The following is a 24,408-nucleotide window of genomic DNA, read 5'->3' on the forward strand; positions in this document are numbered from 1 at the left end:
TCACCTCATAAGCTTAAACATTATTGCACTTACCCCAAATTAGTGGACAGCCTGAGTTTAACTAAAAAAATAGCATTTTAAGCTATGTTACTTTTTTCTAACAATTTTAGAGCTTCATCTTCTTTTTCCTGTGGAGTCAGATAATTTATTGAACTGTGTATTCTTTTTCTGTTGTAGAATGATTCTATATATTCAAAGATTTTTATTTTTGCTTCTTCAAAGGTTTTATAATTATTTACATATATTTCTTCTTTTTTTATTATTGAATGAAAGGAAAAATGATTTCATGTAATTTCACTATTTGCTTTTTAAATTCGGCATTGTATCTTTTCTCGTTTTCACTCATGTGGTCAAATCCATCCTTTTTTATTAATTCTATCAACTAAATTCGGTGGTTCTCCGAACATGCTATATAATATACTAATGCTAAAAATGTCCATATTGACAAGTAGGAAAATTCTGGTACAGAAAGCATATGCACAATATATAATGATAATAAAGAAGATATCAAATAATATCCATGTTTTTTTTTATATAAATAAAAAATAGGTATTAAAAATATTGCTGAGTATATAATACTTCCTACAATTCCAACATTTATTAAAAGAGTTGAAAACATGTTAGTATCTCTTATGGTTCCAAAACCAACTCCAAAAAATTGAATAACTAATTTTTGATCTTTAAAATATTCCATAGATATTTTAAAATTATTATATCTACTTATTCCGCTTACATGTTGTAATTTAAATTTAGATATATTAAATAATATAATTTCTTCAATAAAAGGATATATTAAATAAAAAGGATATATTAACAATAGAATCCATATTATATATAGTAACAATTTCTTTTTTCTAAAATTATATTTTTTTGGTTTAAGAATAAAAACACTTATAAAAAAAATAAGCATTCCAACCAAAGCCGTACCAGAGGTTGATAATATTAAAGATAAAATTATAAAAAATGACATCTTATAATTTTTTTCAAACAAATAAAAACCTAAAAACGGCAATAAAGTAAATGCATACATTGAGGGTTCGCCGGCAAAAGAATCCATTCTTCTTATTCCCATAAATGTTTGAAAAACATTAGCAGAATAATTTTCTCCAAAAATACGATTAGATAAAAAATCTACATTTGAATGATTAAATATAAAGTATCCTATTAATTCATAATACCCATAAATCATAAAAACTGTTAAAGATAGCTTTATTGTGTTTTTAATTTTTAGAAAGTTATTTTTATTTATATTTTTATATATAATAATAAAATAAAATACACCAAAAAGCAAATATATTAACTGAGTTATTTGACTTCTTCTTAGAATATTATTTGATATAACTTCCTTAGATACAAGTATTAAATCATTAGAGAGTTCTGTATCATACACAATATTTAAAATTCTTTGGAAACTTATATAAACTAACAAACTTAAAATAATAACTATAAATTTAAATGAAAAACTTTTTTCTTTTTTAAGATTAAAAAAGCTATATAATATATATACCATAAAGAAGAAAAAACTAGGTGTAATACCTTTAATCTTATTTGTTAAAACTACAGAAGTAACCGGGAAAAAAAACAGCATACAATAAAATATTTTTTGTTTCATAAATTCAATCCCTCATTTATAATTATTTTTCAATAATTTATTAAATAATTAAGAAAAATTTCAGAATTTTTTCGCCAACTGAATTTTTTTAAAAAGTTTTTTCTTTGTTCATCGGATATTTCCTTGAAATTCTTTGAAAAAGTATTAATATTCTTTGGATCAATAAACTCAGCAACATCTTTATATATTTCTTTCAACGAAGAAGTATCTGAAACAATTATATTAGTTCCACAACTTAATGCCTCTAACGGAGGTAATCCAAAGCCTTCATAAAAAGATGGAAATATAAAAGCTTTACAATTTTTATATAAAGATTTTAATTCCGAATCAGAAATATATCCCGCATATATAATATTATCTAATTTAAAATTATATTTTTCTTTTGAAAAAATTTTTTTATTAATCCCACCAACAATAACAAATTTTTCATTTTTAAACTTTTTTGCAATATTTATAATAAATTCAAAATTTTTATTTGGATTTAAACTTCCAACAGCAAGAAAAAAATCCTTTTCTTTTAATTCCAATTTCTTCATAATTTTATTATCTTCTATAATCCTATCAATATGTTCATAACCTTCATATATTACAAAAATTTTATCTTTTTCAAGTTTATAATTTTTTAATATTTCTTTTTTAGAAAAATCAGATGGTGTTATTATTTTTTTTGCATTATTCATAATAAAAGTCATAAGAAATAAATACCATACTCTAAAACTTTTTGAAAAAAAACTAGGATTTATTTTAAATGATATATCATGAATAACTACATAATCAGTTTTTAAAATAGGAGCTGTATTACATAAATTTAAAAGAATATATCCTTTTATTTTTGCATATAATGGCAATTCAATTTGTTCCCACAAATGACCTTTTAAAATACCAAACTTTTTTATTTTTATATTCTTTAATTCTATATTATTGCTTTTATAACTTCTAGGAGTTAAAACATCTATTTGTATTTTTGCTTTATATTCTTTTTTATCTAAATGTTCATCAAAAGCTTTTAACATTTCATATGCATATCTTTGAACTCCTGTTATTCTTTGAGTTAAAAATCTACCATTTATTAATACTTTTTTCATCAAATTCCTCCAATATAATTAATAAAAAGCTAACTCTTTATATATTCTTCTCTTAAATACTATTATAGAAAATTCTTCAGCTCTTTTTCTAATTTTTTCTTTATTCTTTTCTTTCATATTATTATTTATAATTTCTAATATAGCATTAGCTAATGCTTTTTCATTCATTGGCGGAACATGTAATCCAGTAACTTTATTTATATTATGATACGTAGTACCCGTTCCAAGTTCCGTTGTAATTCCAGGAATTCCACAAGCCATTGCTTCAAGTGCGACCAATCCAAAAGCTTCACCTCTGTCAATAGATGGTAAAACAAAAACATCGGCAGCAGAATAATATAAAGGTAATTCTTCATATTTTACAGGATTTAAAAATAACACTCTATTTATTAATTTAAGTTCATTAACCAATTTTCTAAGCTCTTTTTCTTTTGGTCCTTTTCCAATTAAAACAAGTTTATAATTTTTAGGTAGTTTGCTTATTGCTTTTATTAAATAATTTAAACCTTTGTATCTTCCAAATCTTCCAACATATAAAATTATTTTTATTTCTTCTTGATTTGAAATATTAAATTTTTTTATTAAATAACTACGTTTATTATTTTCTCGATAATAAAAATGTTTTGTGTCAACAAAAAGAGGTATTACTTTTATATTTTTATTATATTTTTTCAATATCTTAGATGTTTTAACAATATTTGGAGATGTTGTAATTAGCTTATCTACATATGGAAAAAATGTTTTATCAACATAATTATTATATAAATCACTTATTATACCTCTACCATCAACATCCATATGATAAAAAACTATTTTTTTTATATTTTTATTCTTTTTTATTCTTTTGTTAAACGTAAAAAATAATTCTGGTTGTCCAGATGCATAATGATACAATAAAACATCTCCATTTTTTATTATTTTATTTAAAATTCTATTATATTTAGGAGAAAACCTTACAGAAAATTTATCAAACCATATAGGAAGCCTATGAACTTCAACACCTTCTATATTTTCGACAATATATTTATTTTCTTTATTAAAAGTAATAACAATTTGTTCTTCAAAAATATCTTTAGTAATACGCTTAATTTCTCGAGCTACAACTTCCATTCCTCCAATTTCAGGAGGATATTTTTTTATTATTGATATCAACCTTTTATTCACTAATACGCTCCTTTCCTATCTAAAACAGCTTTTATTGTTTTTAAAATTATTATTATATCAAGCCATAATGACCAGTTCCTTATATAATATAAATCTAACGCTATTCTTTCATCATAATCTTCTACATCACTTCTACCATTTGCCTGCCACATTCCTGTAATTCCAGGTTTTACTGCAAAAACTCTTTTTGCCACTTCTTCACCATAATACATTTCTATTTCTTTTCGTACAACAGGACGAGGACCTACTATACTCATATCTCCTTTAATTACATTTAAAAACTGGGGAAATTCATCAAGACTGGTTTTTCTTAAAAATTTGCCTATTTTTGTAATTCTTGGATCATCTTTTAATTTGAAATTTTTATAAAATTCTTCTCTTAATTTCTCATCTTTTTCTAACATTTCTTTTAATTTTTGTTCAGCATTTGGAACCATTGTTCTAAACTTATACATTTTAAATTCTTTCAAATCTTTTCCTACTCTATTATGTTTAAATAATATCGATCCTCCATCTTCCCTTTTTATTTTCCAACCTATTATTAAAAACAACGGTAAAAATATTAATAATCCAACTATTCCAAAAATAATATCAAAAGTTCTTTTTAAAACTTTGTTAACAGGATTCAACAATCCTTGAGATGCCGAAATTGTCATAACTCCATCAAAATCCTGAATATCTGTTGAGAACGTGATTAATCCGTACATATCCGGAATAAATTTTATTCTTCTAACTTTTCCTTCAAGATGAGAAATTATTTGAGATATAGTTTGTCTATTTGCTGTTGGAATTGCAATTATCACTTCATCAATATCATTTTGGGATAATATTTTATCTATATCTTCTGTTTTTCCTAATATTTTATAATCATTTATTTTTTTTCCAACTTTTGTTTCGTCATCATCTAAAAAACCTATAATGTTATATGTTGTAAATGTATGTGCTTTTATTTTATCTGAAATTATTTTCCCCATTTCTCCAGCACCAATTATTAATACATTTGTTTTGAAGATATTTAGTTTATACAATACTTTTCTATAAAAATATCTTATGACCATATCTAAAATAACAAATAAAGTTATACCATATATCACAACAAATCTTGAGTAATATGTTTTATTGATAAATGAAAAAAGCAATAATAAAACCAAAGAAAAGAATGAAGCTTTTACTATATTTCTCATTTCATCCCAAAAAAGATAGGTTTTAAATGAATAAAGCTTATTAAACAAAAACGAAAGAATGAAGATAGTTGAGGTTAAATATATAGAAGGTATGTCTTTTAGAGAAAAAAGATTTTTCAAAAAATTTCCATCATATTTTAAGTAAGAAACTATAAGAAATGAGAAGAACAATATTAAAATATCAATTGAGGCTAAAATTATAGCTAAAAAAGTTTTCTTAATTCCTCTTAAAAATATTTTTTTTTCTATATTTTTAGAATTTATCGTTTCATTTGTCATGTTTTTTTCCTTCCTTTACTTGATGTATTTATATTATATCATATTTTTTTATTTGAGTGAATATTCAGTAGTCAGTAAAAGAAAAATTCACAAAGGTAACTTTGTGAGGATTTACGAGAATATTAAAATAAAACACGGAGTTTTTTGCTCCGTGTTTTATTTTATCATTAATCTATTGAATTTTCAATAGTTGGAAGAAGGTTTTCTTTGTTTTTTAATATCTTATTAATATATCAGGTGATAGATTAATTTTAATCGATTGTGAATGTTGTGCCATTTGGTGTGTCTTTGAGGGTAATGCCAATGTTTTTGAGCGTGTCTCTGATGTAATCACTAAGCTGGAAATTCTTTTCTTTTCTGAGCATATTTCTTACATCTATTAAGACATTTATTAATTCTTCTGCTTTTGCTGATTTTTCTTCTTTTGTTGGAAGTTCAAAGATTCCAAGCACTGGACCAAATTCGTTTCTGATTAGATGATAGTTTTCAAGGATTTTTTGTTCGTTGTTTTCTGTTAATGCTTTGTTGAGTTCGTTGGTTATTTCAAAGATTAAAGCTATTGCTTTTGGTGTGTTGAAATCTGTTGAGAGGTAATCAATGAATTCATTTATTTTTTCTTTCATGTATTCTGATTTTGGAATATATGGAACATTGCCTTCGTATTTTTCTTCTACTGCTTTTAATGCTTCATTTACTCTCTTTGTTGATTTTTTCTGGGCGTTTAATCCTTCTTCGGTGAAGTCTAAAGGTGTTCTGTAATGTTTTGAGAGTATAAATGTTTTTATGGTATCTGGATCATATGCTTTTACAAGTTCTCTTACTAACCAGATGTTTCCAATGGATTTTGACATTTTTTCGCCTGAGAATTTTATCATTCCGTTGTGCATCCAGTATTTTGCAAATGTTTTTCCGTGTCTTGCTTCTGATTGTGCTTTTTCATTTTCGTGATGTGGGAAGATTAAATCGTTCCCTCCAGCATGAATGTCAAATGATTCTCCAAGAAGGCAGTTTGACATTACTGAACATTCAATGTGCCAACCTGGTCTGCCTTTTCCCCATGGGCTTTCCCAATATGGTTCTCCTTCTTTTGTTTTTTTCCAGAGAGTGAAGTCCAGAGGGTTTTGCTTTTTGTCTGAGATTTCTATTCTTGATCCTGCGATCATGTCTTCTGGGTTTCTGTGTGAGAGTTCGCCGTATTTTTCGAATTTTGATACGTTGAAATATACATCTCCGTCTGATTCATATGCAAAGCCTTTGTCTATTAAATCCTGAATGAATTCTATTATTTCATCAACGTAATTTGATGTTTTTGGGTGGAAGTTTGCTGCTCGGATTCTGAGATTGTATGAATCTTTCCAGTATTCTACTATATATCTTTCTGCTATTTCTTTAAAAGGAACGCCTTCTTCATTTGCTTTGTTGATGATTTTGTCGTCTATGTCTGTGAAGTTTTGTACCATTGTTACTTTGTAACCTATATATTCAAGAAATCTCCTGAATGCGTCGAATACAATCATTGGTCTTGCGTTACCAATGTGGATAAGATTGTATATGGTTGGACCACAGACATACATTCTTACATGATTTTTTTCTATAGGCTCAAAATCAACTAATTCGCCTTTTAATGTGTCAAAGATTTTTATTTTTTTTACCATTGTGCCACCACTCTTTCCAATCTTTGAAGGACTCTTGTTCTTCCAATTAAGTGTATTGTTTTTACAAGGTCTGGTCCTTCAAAGGAGTTTGTGAGTATTTTTCTTAATGACATATAGAATGGTTTTTTGGCTGGTTTTGCTTCTTTCATTGCTTCTTTTATGTTTTTGAGTATTGTTTCAACTTTCCAGTCTGGATCGTTGAGTATTTTTTCGTGTATTATTTTTATTGTTTCTTTTACGCCTTTTGCTTCCAAGAATTCTTTGAGTTCTTCGTCTGCTTCGTCGAGCTCAAATTCTTTGAGGAAGATTTCGAGTTTTTCTGGAACTTGTGATAAGTCGTCAACTGATTCTCTTACTATATCTACCGCTTCTGTTACCCATTTTTTGTTGTTTTCAAATTGTTCTTCTGTAAGCAATCCTGCTTCGAGAATAAATGGTTTTGAGAGTTTTACTATTCTGTCGAGGTTTGCTTCTCTGATGTAAACGCCGTTCATCCATTTGAGTTTTTCGTTGTCAAATATTGCAGGGCTTGAGTTTACTCTATTTAAGTCAAATGTTTCTATCATTTCTTTTAATGGGATTATTTCTTTTCCATCTGGATGTGACCAGCCAAGTAATGCAAGGTAGTTTACCAATGCTTCTGGTAAGTAACCCTTGTTTCTAAATTCTTCTACTGATGTTGCTCCATGTCTTTTTGAGAGTTTTTTACCGTCTGGTCCAAGTATCATTGATACGTGGGCAAATTGTGGCATTGGTGCGTTGAATGCTTCGTATAATGCTACCTGTCTTAATGTATTTGAGAGGTGGTCGTCTCCTCTGATTACATGTGTGATTTCCATTGTGATGTCATCTACTACAACTGCGAAGTTGTATGTTGGTAAACTATTGCTTCTCATGATTATGAAGTCGCCAATTGCGCCTTCGCCAAAGGTTACAGGTCCTTTGATTAAATCGTTTATTGAGAATGGTTTTCTTGGCATTTTGAAGAATACTACTGGTTTTAATCCTTTTTCTTGAAATTCTTTTTTTCTTTCTTCTGTGTTGTATGGTTCTAAGAGTTCGTATGAGTAGTGAGGTGGTTTTCCTTCTTTTGCGAGTTTTTCTTTGATTTCTTCCATTTCTTCTGGATACACGTAGGAGTAATATGCTTTTCCTTCGTTGATTAATTGTTCTGCCATTTGTTTGTAGATGTGTGTTCTTTCGCTTTGTCTGTATGGGCCGTATTCACCTTTTACGTCTGGACCTTCGTCCCAGTCTAATCCTAACCATGTTAATGCTTCGATGAGCTGATTTTCTGATTCTTTTGTGGAACGTTCTACGTCTGTGTCTTCTATTCTTAATACGAATACACCATTGTGTTTTTTGGCGTATAGGTAGTTGTATAATGCTGTTCTTGCTCCACCTACGTGGAGGAAGCCTGTGGGGCTTGGGGCGAATCTTACTCTAACACTCATTGTAGTTACCTCCTTATTGTTGTTTGTTATCACTCAGCAGAGGAATATTCTGAAGATATTCCTCTGCTGAGTGATAACAGAAAATAAAAGTGGTGGTGGATGATTGGAAAAAATAAAAGTTTTTGCTTCGTAAAAAACACTCCTAAAAAGGTTCATTCATGCGGGTGAAATTTCTTATAATTGTGAAAAATAAAAACTTATTCAGACGACTCGAACGCTGATCCTCAAAAACTTTTTTCGAAAATAGAAATAATAATAATCGCTCAAACGGTAGAAAATTCTAATCCTCAAAAATTCTCGTTCCCGCCGGTCGTTGCAGACTCACGTCCATGTTCGTCTTCACTCAAAATCACATCCGTGTGATTTTGACCCCTTCCACTCACAATTTTCTCAGGCACTCTGCGAGCCTTCACTCGTTTTTATTTTTTCCAACTATCCTGTAATCCCCACTGCGGGAAATTCTTAGTCTTCGTTCATATTATTTTTCTACTTTCTTTTATATAATCAGGCACTCTGCGAGTTTTCGTTCGTTTTTATTTTTCTCAATCATATTTATTTCTTTTCGGGAATTTTCAAGTTTTCATTCACATTATTTTTCTTTTTTCTTTCTGTTTAATATTTCCACTGTTTCTTCGTAATTAATTCCAAATATGTTTTCTGTTATGTATTCTATTGTTTCTATGTTGAGTTTATCTATGTTATCTATATATGGCGTTATTTTTTTTCCGAATTTTTTTAGTAATAAATTTTTTAATACTTTTTTTTCTCCTTCGTATAACCCTTCTTGTAATCCTTTTTCTAATCCTTCGTGCAACCCTTTTTCGTAATTTTCTCTCATGTTTTCATCTAAGGCTTTTGCAAATCTTTCAAACATTAGACGCACCTCTTTTCAGCTGGATTGTTTCCAGGATAGTATTAGAAATGTGATGTCGTCTGGGGGGCGGGGGGGGTTGAGGTTGGTTTTTATTGCGTTTTCTATTTCCGGTATTATTTGTTCCGGTGTTTTTAGGTTCTGGGTTATTATTTTGTATAGTTTTTCTGTTGTGAATTTTTCGCTGAATTCCACCAGCCCGTCTGTGTATAATGCTATTTTTGTGTCTGGAGTGATTTTTTGTTCTTTTAATGTTATCTGTTCTGGCGATGTAACCAGTCCAATTCCCAATGGGAAGTTGGTGAATTCGTCTGTTGTTATTTCATTGTTTGTTATAAATATTATTTCTCTATGTGCAAAGTTGGCATATTGGATTTTTTCTTTTGATAATATTGCAAATATGCCTGTGAAATACATATCGTCACCAAAGTAATTTGTTACTGATTTTTCTAAGGCTAATATTACTTTTTTTAGATTTTTTTCTTTTTTTTCTACTACTATTTTTTCAAGTTCTTCTTTTACTATTATTGATAGTAATGATGAGGTTAGTCCGTGGCCTGAGATGTCGTATATATATACGAAGTTTTCATTATCTGATAATGGGATTATTCCCGCCATATCACCTGAGGTGCTATGGGATGGGATATATAGATAATCGAATTTTATGTTTTTGTATTGTGCAGGTGTTGGTAATAATCGTTTTTGTAGATTTCTTGCCAGGTTCAGGTCTTTTTCGTGAATTTCAAAGGTTCTTTGCAATTCTAATTGCAGATGATATAGTTCTATGTGTCTTTTTATTTTCATTAGTAATTCATATGGTTGAACAGGTTTTTCCAGATAATCTGATGCCCCCATTTGAAATGCTTTTTCTTTTTGTTCTGGATCCTGTATTGCTGTGTGAAATATTATTGGGATTTTTTCAAGTCCTTTTAAAGCTTTAAATGCTTTACATATTTCAAGTCCTGACATTCCCTTTAATTTTTGTTCTAAAATAACAACATCTGGCTCATGTAACTGAGCCATTTTTATTCCTTCGATACCAGTTGAAGCTTTGTATATTTTAAACGGTTCATCGAATTTTAATTTTTTTATTATGTTTCTTTTTTCTGTGAATATTTGTTTTAAGAAATATACATGATCCTGATTGTCATCGATTATCAGAATTTTGATCATTTAAATCTTTCCCTGAAAAACCGTATGGAAGTAATTCCTCTACTGTCATTATTTTCAGGTCTTTTTTGAGGTTTGTGAGTATTATGTTTTCAACACCAAATTCCGCAATTACCTGTCTGCATGCACCACAAGGGCTAATTGGTTCATCGGTTTCTCCTATTACTACTAATGCTTCAAAGTTTTTTTCGCCTTCTGATACAGCTTTGAATATTGCTGTTCTTTCTGCACACATTGAAAGGCCATATGACGCATTTTCAATGTTTGTACCGGTATATATTTTTCCGTCTTTTGTGAGCAATGCAGCACCAACTTTGAAGTTTGAGTATGGTGAATATGAGTTTTGCATTGCATCTTTTGCTTTTTGGTATAACAGGTCAATCTTCTTTTGGTCTAATTTCATTAAAATCCTCCTTAACTGTTATTTTTACTTTGTCTATTTTGTTTTTCGAGACTGAGACTATTTCAAATGTAACTCCATCGAGGGTTAATTTTTCACCTGCTCTTGGGAATCTTTCGAATTCTTCGAGTAAAAGCCCGCCTATTGTTTCGAAATCTGTTTCTGGAAGTTCTAAGTCGAGCTCTCTTTCTATGTCGTTTATTGGTGTTGTTCCGTTTACGAGATAATTATTTTTGCCGAGTTTTACTATGTTTATTTCTTCGGAAACAACATCGTATTCATCGAGTATTTCACCTGTTAATTCTTCAAGTACGTCTTCGAGGGTTACTATTCCTGCTGTTCCACCGTATTCGTCCACAACCACGGCAAGATGTGTTCTTTTTTCAAGGAATAGTTTCATTACGTCTCTGAGTTTCATTGTCAATGGAATAAATTCCACTTTATGCATTATGTGTTTTATGTTTAGTTCTAATGTTTCTTCGTTGAGTCCTTCTTTTTCTATGATTTTAAATACGTCTTTGGCATAACATACGCCTATTATGTTGTCTATTGAGTCTTTGTAAACGGGAATTCTTGAGTATCCTTCTTCGTTGATTATTGTGATTAAGTCTCTTATTGATTCTTCTTCTGATATTGCAATTATATCAACTCTTGGTGTCATTATTTCTTTTACAGATATTTCTTTTAGTTCGAGTCCTCTTTTCATTATGAATTTTTCGTCTTTTTCTATTACCCCTTCTTCATGCCCTATATCAAGGTAATTTATGAGTTCATCTTCGGTAATAAACGGAGCCTCGCTTATTTTTTCTCCACCAAAAAGTCTTATGAAAAAGTTTGAAATGCTTACAAGTAACCATATTATTGGTTTTAATATATATGTGAGAAATGAAATCACAGGAAATACAAAATTAAAGAATTTTTCGGTGTTTTCTCTGGCGTATACTTTTGGTGTGATTTCACCAAATATGAGTATTGCCAATGTGAGTATTCCTGTTACTATTCCAACAACTTTTCCGGTGTTTCCTGGAATCATTTCAATTACAAATGCAGTGGTAATGGATGATACGAGTATGTTTACCAGATTGTTCATTACAAGGATTGTGGTGAGCAATTGGTTTGGATGTTGTAAGAAATGATGTAATTTGTCTCTTGCATGTTCGTCTTCTTCGTTTTCTATCATGTCTTTTACTTTAAGCCTGCTCATGGATGTTAATGCTGTTTCTGATGCTGAAAAAAATGCTGATAGTGATAATAATCCCACAATCTCGAGTAACATTATTATGATGCTCTTATAACTGGTAGGGTCGTCCACTTTGCTTTTTCCTCCTCTGTTATCTTATTTTTTTGAATCCATACCCTAATGCTTCGGAGTTCTGGAGTATGGAAATGAATGCATTGCTGTCTTCTTCTCTGATTATTCTTCTGAAATCTCCAATTTCACGACGTGAAAGAACTATCATTAATACGTTTTTGTCCTGATATGTGTATCCGCCTTTTCCCTGAAGTATTGTTACTCCACGGTCGAGTTCTTTTAATACTCTTTCTTTTATTTTATCATATTTTTCGCTGATTACAAATACTGTTCTGGTTGATTCGAAACCTTCTACCACTGTGTCTATCATTTTTGAGGTTACAAAGATGGTGATTATACCATACATTGGAACCAATGGGTTTATTAAAAATGCTGAAGCGGTAACCATTGTATCCACTATTAATAGCCCTTTTCCTGTTGATATATGGAAGTATTTGTTTATTATTAATGCAAGTATATCTGTTCCTCCTGTTGATGCGTTTCGCCAGATTACAAGCCCCAATCCTATTCCTGATAGAACCCCACCGTATATTGCACTCAATAGGTATGGATCTATTGCCATTTGTGAATTGAGCATTATTTCTTTCATCATTGAGTCTAAATGCAATGCCTGTTCAAAGAAGTCTATTTGAAACGATAATAGTGTTGCTGCATATATGCTTTTGAAACCAAAGCCAATTCCAAGTAGCCAGAATCCAAGCGCAAAGAGGAATATGTTGTAAATGAACATTTGAAGACCGAGCCACCAGCCAAATAGGTTTTTGAGAACAATGGCAAGACCGCTAACTCCACCAGCAACTATTGCAAATGGGTCAAGGAATAATACTATTCCCAATGCTGTTAATGTTGTTCCTGCTGTGATGATGATGTAATTCACTGTTTCTTTTTTGATGTCGATTTTTGTTTTCAACCCTATACCTCCAATCCCTTAAGTTTTGCTATTTGTTTTAGCAATCTTTTTTCCCTGAGTCCAGGTTTTTTTAATTCTACGTCTATTTTAACATATAGGTCGCCATATTTTCCAGTTCTGAAATCTGGAAGTCCGTGGCCTTTTAAGACGATTATTGTGCCTGGGTTTGTTCCTTCTGGGATTTTCAGGGTTGTACTACCGTTTAAGAGTTCGAGGTTTATTGTTGTGCCGAGTAATGCCTGGATATAATCGATTTTTACTGTTGTTTCAAGATGATTACCTTTTCGTTTAAAATTAGGGTGTGGTCTTACATTTACTTTTATGATTAAGTCTCCTGCTGGACCGCCATTTTTACCGTCGTTACCTTTTCCAGGAATTTTAAATGTGTAGCCATCTTCAACGCCAGCTGGAATTGTGATTTCAATGCTTTCTCTTTTTAGTTGTTTTCCTGAGCCATGACAAACGTCACATCTTTCGTTTATTATCCTTCCTTCGCCATTACATGTTGGACATGGATATGTTCTTACGAATACACCAAAGAATGTTCTTTCTTCTTCCTGAACTTTTCCTGTTCCGTTACAACGAGGACATGTTGTGAAGCTAGTTCCATTTTTTGCTCCTGTTCCGTTACAAGCATAACAGGTTACATATCTATCGTATTCTATTCGCTTTTTTACGTCTTTTAATATGTCTTTGAGGTCAACTGTTATTGCAAAGTATTTGTCTTCTCCTTTTACAGGAGGTCTTGATGTTCTGGTTTTTTTTCTTGATGTTGTTCCGCCGCCCATGAACATGTCAAAGATGTCGGAGAATGTTCCACCAAAGTCTCCTATGTTGCCAAAGAGGTCTTCAAATAAATCTTCGAAACCTCCACCTGCTCTCTGGCCGCCGTTTGGTGGCATTCCTCCTTCGGGAACAAAGCCGAATTTATCGTAAAGTGCTTTTTTCTGTGGATCGCTAAGCACTTCATATGCTTCCTGGATTTCTTTGAATTTTTCTTCTGCGTATTGTTTGTTTTCCTGATGTCTATCTGGATGCCATTGTTTTACTAATTTTCTATATGCTTTTTTTATTTCTTCTGGTGTTGCGTTTTTGCTGACACCTAGTATGCCGTAATAGTCTTTTTTCTGGTTCATGTTTATTCACCTCCATTTGTTTCTTCGTTTTCTGTTTTGTCTTCCTGTTTTGTTTCTGGTTTTTCCTGTTTTACCGGTTTTATTGCAACTTTTACTTTTGCGGGTTCTATTATTTTTCCTTCGAGTTTTATTCCTGGTGATACGAGTTCGTATACGTGATATTCTTCTACTTCGTCTGTTTCTACTCTTTCTATTGCGTCGTGTTCAAATGGGTCGAATTTTTGATTTTTTTCTGGTTTTATGAATTCTACTCCTACGTTTTCTATTGTTGAGACGAATGATTTGTATATCATTTCAACTCCTTTGGCAAAGCTTTCAAGGTTTTCCTGGTTTGCCATGACTATTGAGAAGTTTTTGTATAATGGAATTAGTTGTTTGATGACGCTTTCTTTTGCTTCTTTTTTGATTCTGTTTTTTTCTTTTTGGACTAAGTCTTTGTAGTTTTCGAAATCGACTTTGAGGTTTATTGCGTAGGATTTGATTTTGTCGTATTCTTCCATGAGTTTTTTGTTTTCGGATTCTTTGGTTTCGAGGTCTTTTTTGAGTTGTTCTATTTCATTTTTTAATTGTTCCATTTCTTTGGTGATTTTTTGTTCTTTTTTCCTGGATGTTGTTGTTTTTTTTGTGTTTTTTTCTGCCATGTTGATCCCTCCTTGAGGCTATTGTTGTTGTTATTGTTGTTGATTGAGAAAACATTCATAAAAAGGTTCGTTCATGTGGTTTGAGTATCGTTTTTTGAAAGTAGAAAAATAATATTCTCTCAGACGGCAAGAATTTCTAATCCTTGCTCCATTTGAAAATTCGGGCACGCTCAGATTCCCCTTCCCTGGGGAAGCTTCGCTTTCCAAAACTTCCTGTTTTTCCAACCCGAATTTTCTGCATTCCGCTTCGGGAAATTCTTAGTCTTCGTTCATATTATTTTTCTACTTTCTTTCATATAATCCGACACTCTGCGAGTATTCATTCACTTTTATTTTTTAAATCGTTTGTAATTTTACCTTGGGCACTCTGCGAGCCTTCACTCGCTTTTATTTTTTCCAACTGTTATAATACCTGCTTCTTGAACTTTTTATTACCCTTCGCTCACATTATTCTATCTATTTTTTTATCTGTATTTATAAATCCCTGTTTTGGGAATTTCTTAGTTTTCATTCACATTATTTTCCGCATTACATCCAAGAAAAAAGTTTTTATAAGTTCTTGGATATAATTTCTGATAATCGGGAGGTGTATTCACCGAGGATTGAGTAGATTTGCTTGTAATCCGAATATTTGAATGTTAGCAATGCCACTTTGCCAAGTGGGTTTGAGTTGTAGCTATATGCTGTTTCGAACATTATGAAATTTTTGAGTTCTGGAATTTCAAAGTCACTTCCTATTGTTGCTTTTATTTCTGATGTGAATGGTTTTTTTGAGAGCAATTCTACTTTTAATTTGTCTTCTTCTACGATTTTTGACAGATATAGTATTTCTTCTGGTGTGTGATATCCTGTTGATATTATTTTTGCCAGACCACTGATTATGAATTTGTTTCTAAAGAATTCTTCAACCAGGAGATATACAAGTTTATATAGGTTTATGAGCCTTATGTCTCTTTCCTGTTCGATTTTATTTGTTTTTATGATGTTTATTATTTCATGCATGGATTTTCCAACAAGTCCTGTTTCCAGGATTTTTTCCAGTTCTTTTGGTGACGGGAATCCATAATTTTCAACGGTTCTTGTTATTGATAATCCCAGATTTGTCATTAATGTGATTTGATAGAAATCATTTGTCAGGTCGGATACAACTGCCCTGGTTATGTATATGTATTTTGAGTCTGGGAGCTCCAGAATTACAAGGCTGTTTGTTGTTTCTGAGAGCATTTTTGAGAATTTGTCGAACATTATGTTTATGTCATAGAATTTATATTCATGAGGTAATTCTATGTTTTTGCTTTTTACAGAAAAGCTTTCTTTTATGGCTTCAAAATATAATCTTAAAGCCATATCAGTTGGAATTCTTCCGGCGCTGGAATGTGGCTGGAAGATGAGTTTTAGGTGCTGTAATTTTTGCATGTCGTTTCTAATGGTTGCTGAGCTAACATTCAGGTTTGATTTTTTTAAAATTTCCGATGAACTTACCGGTTTTTTTTCTTTTATAAAATTTTCTATGATTGAGAAAAGTACTTTTTTTTGCCTATTGCTCAGTTCTCTGGGCATTTTATCACTCCTTTTTTTTGAGTGCTAATTATATGATAACATAAAAAAAGGGTTGTAAAAAATTAAATATTAGTGTAAAATTAGTTAAGAAATGAAATAATATAAGGGGTGTGGTTAAATGCTGGGACATGAGATTGTTGAGATTTTAGACGACCTGATTATTGAGTATAATTTTCCGCTTGATAAGAACTATACGTTTTTTACCAACAATACAAACAAGATTAAGCCTGGATCGGTTTTCGTTTGTATTAAAGGTACTTTTTTTGATGGGCATGATTTTATCAAGACCGCTATTGAATTTAATGCATCTTTAATTATTTCTGAGGATGCTAAGAAAACACAATTTGATTTTCCTTATATTCTTGTAAGCGATACTAAACAGGCTTATGCCCTGCTTAATTATGCATATTATAACATAGACTTTAATGATTTTAACTTTATTGGCGTTACCGGAACTAATGGAAAAACTACTGTTATTTCTTTAATCCATTATGTTCTGACGCAAGCTGAAAAAAATAGTTCTCTTATTAGCACTGTGGGTATTAAATTGAATAATGAATTATTGTATGAACCGTATAATACTACACCAGGAGTTGATGAGATTGCCAGAATCTTAAATCTATCAAAGGAACGGAATATTGAAAATATCTGTCTTGAGGTTTCTTCTCATGCTCTTGCACAGAATAGGGTTTATAAGATTCCGTTTTCTATTGCTATTTTAACCAATATTACCAGGGACCATCTGGATTATCATAAGGATTTTGAAGAGTACAAAGAAATTAAGATGTCTTTATTCAGACATCTTAAGGATGATGGTATTGGAATCATTAATTTAGACTGCAATAATGTAGATGAAGTTCCATTAGAAAGAGACAGAATTGTTACATATGGGTTTACTAATGTTGCAGATTATGTTATTTCTGATGTGGAATATAATAATTCGCAAATGGTGTTTACCATTAAGGAGCCTGATGGAACTGAGAATAAGATACACACACATTTAATAGGAGAATATAATGCTCAGAATCTTACAGCAGCTTTTGTTGCTTTGAGAAATATGGGAATAGATAGAGAAATAATTCGTCATGGTTTTCTTGAATTTCCCGGTGTTCCAGGAAGGTTTCAGCTTGTTGAGAATACCCGCGATGTGGAGTATAAGGTTTATATTGATTTTGCTCACACTCCTGATGCTCTTGAAAAGGTTTTGACAAGTGCCAGGAAGATTACAAAGGGAAGAATTATTCTGGTATTTGGTGCAGGTGGCGCTGCGGATATTGGAAAACGAAAGATTATGGGTGAAATTGCCTCTAAATATAGTGATTTAATTGTTATTACAGATGATGATCCCAAGAATGATGATCCTGATGAGATTATTGAACATATTCTTGAAGGAATTGATAAGAGTAAGCCGTATATTGTGATAAGGAATAGACGCACTGCTATTAAGGCTGCTGTTAGTTTTGCTTCAAGGGATGATATTGTGATTATTGCCGGAAGAGGGCATGAGAAGTTCCAGTTGTATGAAAATGGTAAGAAGATACCTTTTAATGATTATGAGGTGGCTTATGAGATTGTGCAAAAGTTTAGAAAGGTGATGAAGCGATGAGCAAATTTGTTTTTGATTCTCGCCAGGTTGAAGATGGGGATATTTTTGTGGCTATTAAAGGCGAAAGGAATAATGGCCATGATTTTGTCAATGAAGCTTTTAAAAAAGGTGCCGTTAAGGCTATTGTTGAGGAAGAAAGGGATTATAATGGCGAGGTTTTGCTTGTTGATAATGTAATTGATTTTTTAAATAGAGAGGCTTCTAAGATTCTCGTTGATAATTCAAAGATTCGTATAGGTATTACCGGTTCAAATGGAAAGACTACCACAAAGAATTTTCTTGCTCATTTGCTGGCCTATGGATTTAAGGTTTTTAAAACAGAGAAGAATTATAATACAGAGATTGGAATTCCTTTAAGTATTTTGAATAATTATTCAGGCGAACCTGTTTCCATTGTTGAGATGGGGTTGAGAAAAGAGGATGATATAGGCTTTTTGACGAAATTGTATAAGCCCAATGTTTCTATTTTGTTGAATATAGGCACTGCACATCTTCAATTTTTTGAAAAGCGAGAAAAAATTGCTTCTGAAAAGTTGAAAATTGTTTTTGAGATGGAGAAACCCGGCATTGTTTTTGTTAATGGCGATGAAGAGTTGCTCAATATTGATTATCCTGAAGATGTAAAGGTTTTTAGATTTGGAGAAAATGAAAATAATGATGGCGTTTTAATTGATTTTGATTATTTAAACGGCAATACACGTGTTTTTTATAATATTTATAATGAAGATGTGATGCTCACATTACAGGGAATCTGGAGTAAAGGGCAATTAATTGACGCACTTGCAGCTTTACTGGTTTCCCTTTATTTTGAGATTCCTTTAGATCCATTTTATATTTTTTCTTTTAAATTGCCTGAAAAACGATTTGAGTTGAAGGAATATAATGGTAAAATTGTTATTAATGATGCTTATAATGCTTCAAAGGAATCTTTTTTCAGTGCTTTTGAGAGTATTGAAAAGATGGATGTTGATAGGAAGGTTTTGATTATGGGTAGGGTTTTAGAAATTACTGATGAAGTTGAGTATCACATGGAAATTATTAATGAGGCTAAAAAGGTTTTTGATAAGATTTATTTTTATGATCCTGAAGAGTTTTTTGATTTTGAGGGTATTGAATATTTGAGAAATAGCGATGATGTGTTAAATGTTTTAAATGCAGAAAGCGGTTTGATTTATGTGAAGGCGTCTAATGGCACAGGTTTAGGAGCTATTGTGGAAAAGATTTTAAATGAAAAGAATAATAAGCAGTAATGGAGGTTGTTATGGAGATTTTTTATGGAATTTTAATACTTGGAATTGAGTTTTTCTTATTTCCAATTTTTATAGTCTGGGCAAGAAGAAAACAATTTGGTCAGTATATCAGACCAGAAGGTCCTGATTTGCATGGTTATAAGCAAGGAACCCCTACTGCAGGGGGTATTATTTTTGTTCCCACTATTGCTGTTTTGAATTTAGTGGGATTTCTGTTTTTAAGGGATTTTGTTTTTGTTTATGTTGCCATAGCTGCTTTGCTTTTTGGTTTAATAGGTTTTTTTGATGATTTTAGCTCTATTTTGAAGAAGGAGGCTATGGGATTAACTGCAAAGAGGAAGTTTATGTTACAGTTGTTGCTTTCTGTGGTTTTGCTTTTGTTTTTTGAGAATGCTGTTAATGGCAATTTTTTCTGGTATGTTCCGGGAAGCGATTTTATTTTAAGATTTAATAGATATTTTTATTTTTTTGTATATATTTTTCTTTTTACAGGATTTTCAAATGCAACTAATTTAACCGATGGGCTTGATGGGCTTGCTGGTGGGAATTTTATTGTTTCTGCAGCTTTTACTATTTTAATTGCTGTTTTGAAGTTTAATGCGCCTGTTTATTTGATTTTTGCTGTTGTTTTGCCTGTTGTTGTTTTTTTGTTTTTTAATGCAAAACCGGCGCAGGTGTTTATGGGAGATACTGGTTCTTTAGCGCTTGGAGGGATTTTAAGTGCTATTGCAACTTATTATCATATTGAGTTGTTTTTGATTTTTACTGGAATTGTGTTTATTGTTGAGACGTTGAGTGTTATTATTCAGGTTTCCTCATTTAAATTGAGAGGAAAAAGGGTGTTTTTGATGTCGCCGATTCATCATCATTTTGAGTTGAAGAAGTGGCCGGAGGAGAATATTACTTTCAGGTTTATACTGGTGGGCTTTTTTTTCTCTGTTGTTGCATTAATGTTGTGAGCCCGGTTTAATTGACATTAAATTATTATCATGATATACTAATAATGGTACAACAAAAAGTACTATTATTAGTACTAAAAAGAGGTGATTTTAATGTATAATAACCTGGTTAGTGCAACAGAAATAAAAAAGAGTGGAGTTTCTATTTTAGCTAAGATAATAAAAAAAACAGGTGAAGCTGTAATAAGTGTCAGAGGAAAAGGAAAGTATGTTGTTCTGCCAATAGAAACATATAATTATTTAAGAGAATGTGAGTTAGAAGCTGCTTTGTTAGAAGTAAATAATGATATAAAAAACAAGAAATATCATACATCAATAGATAAGCACATTGAAGAAATTAAAAATGCTCTTCATGAGGACGATGAAAATGTATGAAATAGTATTTACAGATTCATACGTGAAACGAGCAAAAAAATTTTTCAAAAAACATTCGGATTTAATATCTCGATATGAAAAAGTGCTAAGATTAATGGAGTATAATCCTTTTCATCCTTCATTAAGACTCCACAAATTAGAAGGTAAATTATCCCATTTTTACTCAGTTTCTATAAATATGAATTATAGAATAATCATTGAATTAATTATTGATAATGAAAAAATAATTTTAATAAATATAGGTTCTCATGATGAGATATATTAATAAGAATTTATTTTTTTAGAAAAAAAAGCTTTATGATGGTGCCGCGGCCTTTGATGGAGTTGACTGAGAGCTGGGCGTTTTGGAAGATGATGAATCTTTCGAGGAAGATGCTTCCAAGTCCTGTACCGTTTTCTTTTGTGGTAAAGAATGGTTTTAAAAATCTGGCTTTTTCTTCTTCTGTCATGCCAATTCCATTATCACAGAACAACAATTTATAACCGTCTTTTTTTTCGTAAATGCCGACGGTTATATTTTTTTTGCTTTTTTTCATGAGAACGGCATCAACAGAGTTTTGAATTATATTCGCTACTGCTGATTTAAATAAGGCTATATCGCTCTGTATATATATATCAGCTTTTTCTTTAATGGTAAAGGTTATTTCTGGATAGGTATTTTGAAAGATTTTTAAGGTATCTTTTATTATTTTGTTTATGTTTATTTCTTCTATAACTTCTTCCATTTTAAATAATTCCAGCGTTTCTTTTATGATGTTTTGTATGTTGTTTATTTCGTTTTCGAGTTTTTTTAGATATTTTTCGTCTTTTGTAATTTCATACATTTGAAAGACCATTTTTAGTCTGGCTATAGGTGTTTTTAAGCCGTGCGAAGCATCTGCTAATATTTCACCAAATCTCGCAAAGTGTCTGGAGTCTTCAAGGGTTTTTTTCATTTTTTTGTAATCTGTTATGTCATTAATTACAAGGATTATAAAATTGTTTTTTTTGCTGACGATAATTTGAAGGTTTTTCTTTAGCTTTTTTGAATATACGTCATATATTCCTGTTATTGCTGGAATTTTTATTCCTGATTTTATTAATATTTTTGATAATGGCATTCCATATTTTAGGGTTACACTATGAAATATTTCCCTGGCTTTTAGATTTGTTTTTTGAAGAATTGCTTCGTTATCAAATACGAGAATTCCTGCCCCCATTGTGTCGAATATGGCATTGAATTTGTCATAATACTCTTTCAACCCTTCTCTTTCTTTGGTTAATAGTATTGAATATGTTCTAACCATTTCATCAAGCTCTCTGAATATTCCTGAATACTGGAGATTATAATTTTTGTAATTATATGCATTTCCTTTGTGAAGTATTCTTAACAGGCGTTTTTCAACGAATATTGCGATAAGCACATATAACGCAAAAAAGCTTATTGGTATTAAATACCAATAAGCCATTAATTTAAATATATACATGAATATTATTAATATTACTGTATGAATAACAGAGATTTTTTCGGCTATATCCCAGCCAAGCAGTTTACGGTATTTTATTCTTCTTTTCTTTTTAATGTTATTTCTACCCCTTCTGTGTCAAGTTTCATGTATTCTTTAGCATTTCCCTGATTTATTGCTATTTCGAGATGACCTGAGCTTTCCGGGTGTATTAATAATTCCCCTGGCAATACATCTGAGAATACTCTTTCATAATATGCTTCGAATTTCTGATCTTCTATCTGTATTATTATTTTATCGTCTTTTTTGAATAATGTATCGCCCATTTCTGCTGGAATATTTGTTTGAACGTTTCCAAATGTGTCCCAGAATACTATTTCGCCTTCAAGATAATCATTTTTTATTTCTGGCTTTTTGTATCTAAATAGATTGATGTCTTCAAGTTCTGGACCGAATTCTTCTATTGGCACACCTTTTGATAGATATGCAGCTGCCGGTGAGAATATGTCTCTTCCGTGGAATGTTGTAGAATAGTTTTTTCTAAAGAAATATTTTTCGTTGCTAATTTCCACAAGTTTGTCTATTCCATATTCCTGAGCTACTAATGTGAGTAATCCGTTGTCCGGTGCTACAAAGTAATAGTTTCTTTCTTTTGTTTTCATGATTACCGGTTTTCTGCTGCCGCCAACGCCAGCATCTATTACACAGAGAAATATTGTTCCTTCAGGAAAATCTCCGGCAAATCTATGTAAGATATGAGCATTTACTTTTGGATCGAATTTTTTTGTGTCATGCAAAACATCTATTATTTCCGCTTTTCTGTTTATTGTTTTTATTACGCCTTTGCACACTCCCACGTAATAACTGTCATTTCCCCAATCTGTAAAAAAGGCTATCATTATTTAGATTCCTCCCCCTAAGCCAAACTCCCTTCTATTTCCAATGCTTAACAATTTTGAATCTCCCTCTGTTGATTTAAGTCTTATTGTTTTGTGTTGTAAATCGTGGAATGTTGTGATTCTTCTTATTGTCCTTGTTTTTGTTCTCATTACTATACTTTCTGTTATGGCTTTTCCTTTGTGGAATTTTACTCCTTTCAGGAATTCGCCATTTGTAACACCTGTTGCTGAGAATATTACATTTTCTCCACCTGCAAGGTCTTCGGTAAAGTAGACTTTTTCAAGATCCCAGCCTTCTTCTATTAATTTTTCTTTTTCTTCTTCTGTTTGTGGCCAGAGTTGTACCTGCAATTCACCGCCTAATGTTCTTAATGCACCTGCTGCAAGTACTGCTTCTGGGGAACCACCTATACCGATATAGATATCAACGCCGCTTTCTGGCATTGCTGTTGCTATTGCTGCTGCAATATCGCCATCGCCTATTAATTTTATTCTTGCCCCAACTTCCCTTATTTCTTCAATTATTTTTTTGTGCCTGTCTCTGTTTAAGACTACTACTGTTATTTCGCTTACAGGCACTTTTAATGCTGCTGCTGCTACTCTTAAGTTTTCCCTTATTGAGCTTCTTATATCCAAAATTCCTTTTAATTCTGGCCCTACTGCTAATTTGTATGAATAGAATGTTGGGAGATATGCTAATTTTCCCTTTTCAGCAAGAAGCATTACACTTATTGCGTTTGGAAGACCGTATGCTACAAGTCGTGTTCCGTCTATTGGGTCTACTGCTATATCAAATTCTTCATCGTCTTCATTCCATGTTCCAACTTTTTCACCAATGTAAAGCATAGGAGCTTCGTCTTTTTCACCTTCTCCGATTATAACGGTTCCTTTTATTTCTATGTAATCGAGCATTCCTCTCATTGCGTCAACTGCAGCCTGGTCTACTGCGTTTTTGTCTCCTCTACCGAGGTATAAACTGCTGGTTAATGCTGCTGCTTCTGTTACTCTTACGAGGTCTAGTGTTATTTCTCTGTCGAAATTGTTTTCTGGCAACGCAATTCCCCCTTTTCTCTTTGTTATTTTAATTATACTAAATTTTGCAAAATTTTAAAACTTTGAATATTTGTTGTATTTGTTGAATAATTGTTTTTAGCGATTGTGAAACTGATTAAAAGAGAGTATATTCAGTGAGGTAATACAATACGAAGATATTTAAATTTTATCTTAGAAAATAGAAATAATAATATTCGCTCAACAGGTAGAAAATTCTAATCCTCAAAAATTTTCTACTTTCTTCTATACAACAGATAATTTATGAGTTTTTATTTTTTCAATCATCATTGTTTCTCCTTGGAAATTTTCAAGCCTTCGCTCACATTATTATTTCTATTTTCTTTTATTTTTTCCATTCTAAACAATTATTCATAATTTTTGGGGTTAT

General features: G+C 31.3%; 22 protein-coding genes and 1 pseudogene. 5 read left to right on the forward strand and 18 right to left on the reverse strand.

The annotated features are described in order from the left end of the window. Positions 1 to 77 precede the first annotated feature (77 nt). From XO11_RS05890 to XO11_RS05960, 15 genes and pseudogenes are all read right to left on the reverse strand, one after another. Positions 78 to 275, reverse strand: a pseudogene (locus XO11_RS05890) (IS3 family transposase); the annotation flags it as partial. Between the two features lie 107 nt (positions 276 to 382). Beyond that, entirely contained in the window at positions 383 to 1,612 is a 1,230-nt protein-coding gene (locus XO11_RS05895) for a hypothetical protein (protein ID WP_175418335.1), read from the reverse strand. 29 nt (positions 1,613 to 1,641) lie between these two features. Next, positions 1,642 to 2,697: a glycosyltransferase family 1 protein gene (locus XO11_RS05900; protein WP_175418336.1), complete on the reverse strand. Its 1,056-nt coding sequence runs from the start codon at positions 2,695 to 2,697 to the stop codon at positions 1,642 to 1,644. A gap of 18 nt (positions 2,698 to 2,715) precedes the next feature. Beyond that, positions 2,716 to 3,861, reverse strand: coding sequence for a glycosyltransferase (locus tag XO11_RS05905; protein ID WP_175418337.1), 1,146 nt, complete (start codon positions 3,859 to 3,861; stop codon positions 2,716 to 2,718). After that, positions 3,861 to 5,324 (reverse strand): sugar transferase, encoded by a 1,464-nt coding sequence (locus tag XO11_RS05910; protein ID WP_175418338.1) that lies wholly within the window; start codon positions 5,322 to 5,324, stop codon positions 3,861 to 3,863. Before XO11_RS05910 ends, XO11_RS05905 begins: the two co-directional genes overlap by 1 nt. A 251-nt stretch (positions 5,325 to 5,575) precedes the next feature. Further along, positions 5,576 to 6,967: a cysteine--tRNA ligase gene (gene cysS, locus XO11_RS05915; protein WP_175418366.1), complete on the reverse strand. Its 1,392-nt coding sequence runs from the start codon at positions 6,965 to 6,967 to the stop codon at positions 5,576 to 5,578. Positions 6,968 to 6,972: 5 nt separating this feature from the next. After that, a complete protein-coding gene (gene gltX / locus XO11_RS05920; RefSeq protein WP_175418339.1) occupies positions 6,973 to 8,433 on the reverse strand; it encodes a glutamate--tRNA ligase in 1,461 nt (486 codons plus the stop codon). Between the two features lie 589 nt (positions 8,434 to 9,022). Beyond that, positions 9,023 to 9,307: a hypothetical protein gene (locus XO11_RS05925; RefSeq protein WP_175418340.1), complete on the reverse strand. Its 285-nt coding sequence runs from the start codon at positions 9,305 to 9,307 to the stop codon at positions 9,023 to 9,025. A 15-nt stretch (positions 9,308 to 9,322) separates the two neighbouring features. Next, positions 9,323 to 10,477 carry a SpoIIE family protein phosphatase gene (locus tag XO11_RS05930; protein WP_175418341.1) on the reverse strand — a complete coding sequence of 385 codons (1,155 nt, stop codon included), beginning with the start codon at positions 10,475 to 10,477 and terminating at the stop codon, positions 9,323 to 9,325. Beyond that, complete coding sequence (locus tag XO11_RS05935; protein ID WP_014296679.1) at positions 10,452 to 10,877, reverse strand: cytidine deaminase; 426 nt, start codon at positions 10,875 to 10,877, stop codon at positions 10,452 to 10,454. Before XO11_RS05935 ends, XO11_RS05930 begins: the two co-directional genes overlap by 26 nt. After that, positions 10,852 to 12,186: a hemolysin family protein gene (locus XO11_RS05940; RefSeq protein WP_014296680.1), complete on the reverse strand. Its 1,335-nt coding sequence runs from the start codon at positions 12,184 to 12,186 to the stop codon at positions 10,852 to 10,854. Before XO11_RS05940 ends, XO11_RS05935 begins: the two co-directional genes overlap by 26 nt. 19 nt (positions 12,187 to 12,205) lie before the next feature. After that, a complete protein-coding gene (locus tag XO11_RS05945; RefSeq protein WP_014296681.1) occupies positions 12,206 to 13,096 on the reverse strand; it encodes a YitT family protein in 891 nt (296 codons plus the stop codon). Between the two features lie 2 nt (positions 13,097 to 13,098). Beyond that, positions 13,099 to 14,232 carry a molecular chaperone DnaJ gene (dnaJ, locus tag XO11_RS05950; RefSeq protein WP_014296682.1) on the reverse strand — a complete coding sequence of 378 codons (1,134 nt, stop codon included), beginning with the start codon at positions 14,230 to 14,232 and terminating at the stop codon, positions 13,099 to 13,101. A gap of 2 nt (positions 14,233 to 14,234) precedes the next feature. Beyond that, positions 14,235 to 14,873, reverse strand: coding sequence for a nucleotide exchange factor GrpE (locus XO11_RS05955; RefSeq protein ID WP_175418342.1), 639 nt, complete (start codon positions 14,871 to 14,873; stop codon positions 14,235 to 14,237). Between the two features lie 549 nt (positions 14,874 to 15,422). Further along, positions 15,423 to 16,433, reverse strand: a complete 1,011-nt coding sequence (locus XO11_RS05960) for a heat-inducible transcriptional repressor HrcA (RefSeq protein ID WP_014296684.1) — start codon at positions 16,431 to 16,433, stop codon at positions 15,423 to 15,425. A 118-nt stretch (positions 16,434 to 16,551) separates the two neighbouring features. Between XO11_RS05960 and XO11_RS05965 the strand changes: the two genes are divergently transcribed. The 5 genes from XO11_RS05965 (at position 16,552) to XO11_RS05985 (ending at position 20,888) form a co-directional block, all read left to right on the forward strand. Next, positions 16,552 to 18,039, forward strand: a complete 1,488-nt coding sequence (locus XO11_RS05965; RefSeq protein ID WP_014296685.1) for a UDP-N-acetylmuramoyl-L-alanyl-D-glutamate--2,6-diaminopimelate ligase — start codon at positions 16,552 to 16,554, stop codon at positions 18,037 to 18,039. Further along, on the forward strand, positions 18,036 to 19,289 hold the full coding sequence (gene murF / locus XO11_RS05970; RefSeq protein WP_175418343.1) for a UDP-N-acetylmuramoyl-tripeptide--D-alanyl-D-alanine ligase: 1,254 nt from the start codon (positions 18,036 to 18,038) through the stop codon (positions 19,287 to 19,289). Before XO11_RS05965 ends, murF begins: the two co-directional genes overlap by 4 nt. A gap of 11 nt (positions 19,290 to 19,300) precedes the next feature. Next, positions 19,301 to 20,248, forward strand: a complete 948-nt coding sequence (mraY, locus tag XO11_RS05975) for a phospho-N-acetylmuramoyl-pentapeptide-transferase (RefSeq protein ID WP_175418344.1) — start codon at positions 19,301 to 19,303, stop codon at positions 20,246 to 20,248. Positions 20,249 to 20,341: 93 nt separating this feature from the next. Further along, complete coding sequence (locus XO11_RS05980; protein ID WP_014296688.1) at positions 20,342 to 20,623, forward strand: hypothetical protein; 282 nt, start codon at positions 20,342 to 20,344, stop codon at positions 20,621 to 20,623. Then, a complete protein-coding gene (locus XO11_RS05985) occupies positions 20,616 to 20,888 on the forward strand; it encodes a type II toxin-antitoxin system mRNA interferase toxin, RelE/StbE family (protein WP_014296689.1) in 273 nt (90 codons plus the stop codon). The genes XO11_RS05980 and XO11_RS05985 overlap by 8 nt, the downstream gene beginning before the upstream one ends. A gap of 7 nt (positions 20,889 to 20,895) precedes the next feature. Here the strand turns inward: XO11_RS05985 and XO11_RS05990 are convergent, their stop codons facing one another. From XO11_RS05990 to glpX, 3 genes are all read right to left on the reverse strand, one after another. Then, the gene (locus XO11_RS05990) at positions 20,896 to 22,071 is read right to left on the reverse strand and encodes a HAMP domain-containing sensor histidine kinase (protein WP_175418345.1); all 1,176 of its coding nucleotides are present in this window, start codon (positions 22,069 to 22,071) and stop codon (positions 20,896 to 20,898) included. 92 nt (positions 22,072 to 22,163) lie between these two features. Beyond that, positions 22,164 to 22,967 (reverse strand): S-adenosyl-l-methionine hydroxide adenosyltransferase family protein, encoded by an 804-nt coding sequence (locus tag XO11_RS05995; RefSeq protein ID WP_014296691.1) that lies wholly within the window; start codon positions 22,965 to 22,967, stop codon positions 22,164 to 22,166. A gap of 3 nt (positions 22,968 to 22,970) precedes the next feature. Then, positions 22,971 to 24,020: a class II fructose-bisphosphatase gene (glpX, locus tag XO11_RS06000; RefSeq protein ID WP_014296692.1), complete on the reverse strand. Its 1,050-nt coding sequence runs from the start codon at positions 24,018 to 24,020 to the stop codon at positions 22,971 to 22,973. Between the last annotated feature and the right edge of the window lie 388 nt (positions 24,021 to 24,408).

It is taken from the genome of Marinitoga sp. 1138 (assembly GCF_013363265.1).
Lineage (GTDB): Bacteria > Thermotogota > Thermotogae > Petrotogales > Petrotogaceae > Marinitoga > Marinitoga piezophila.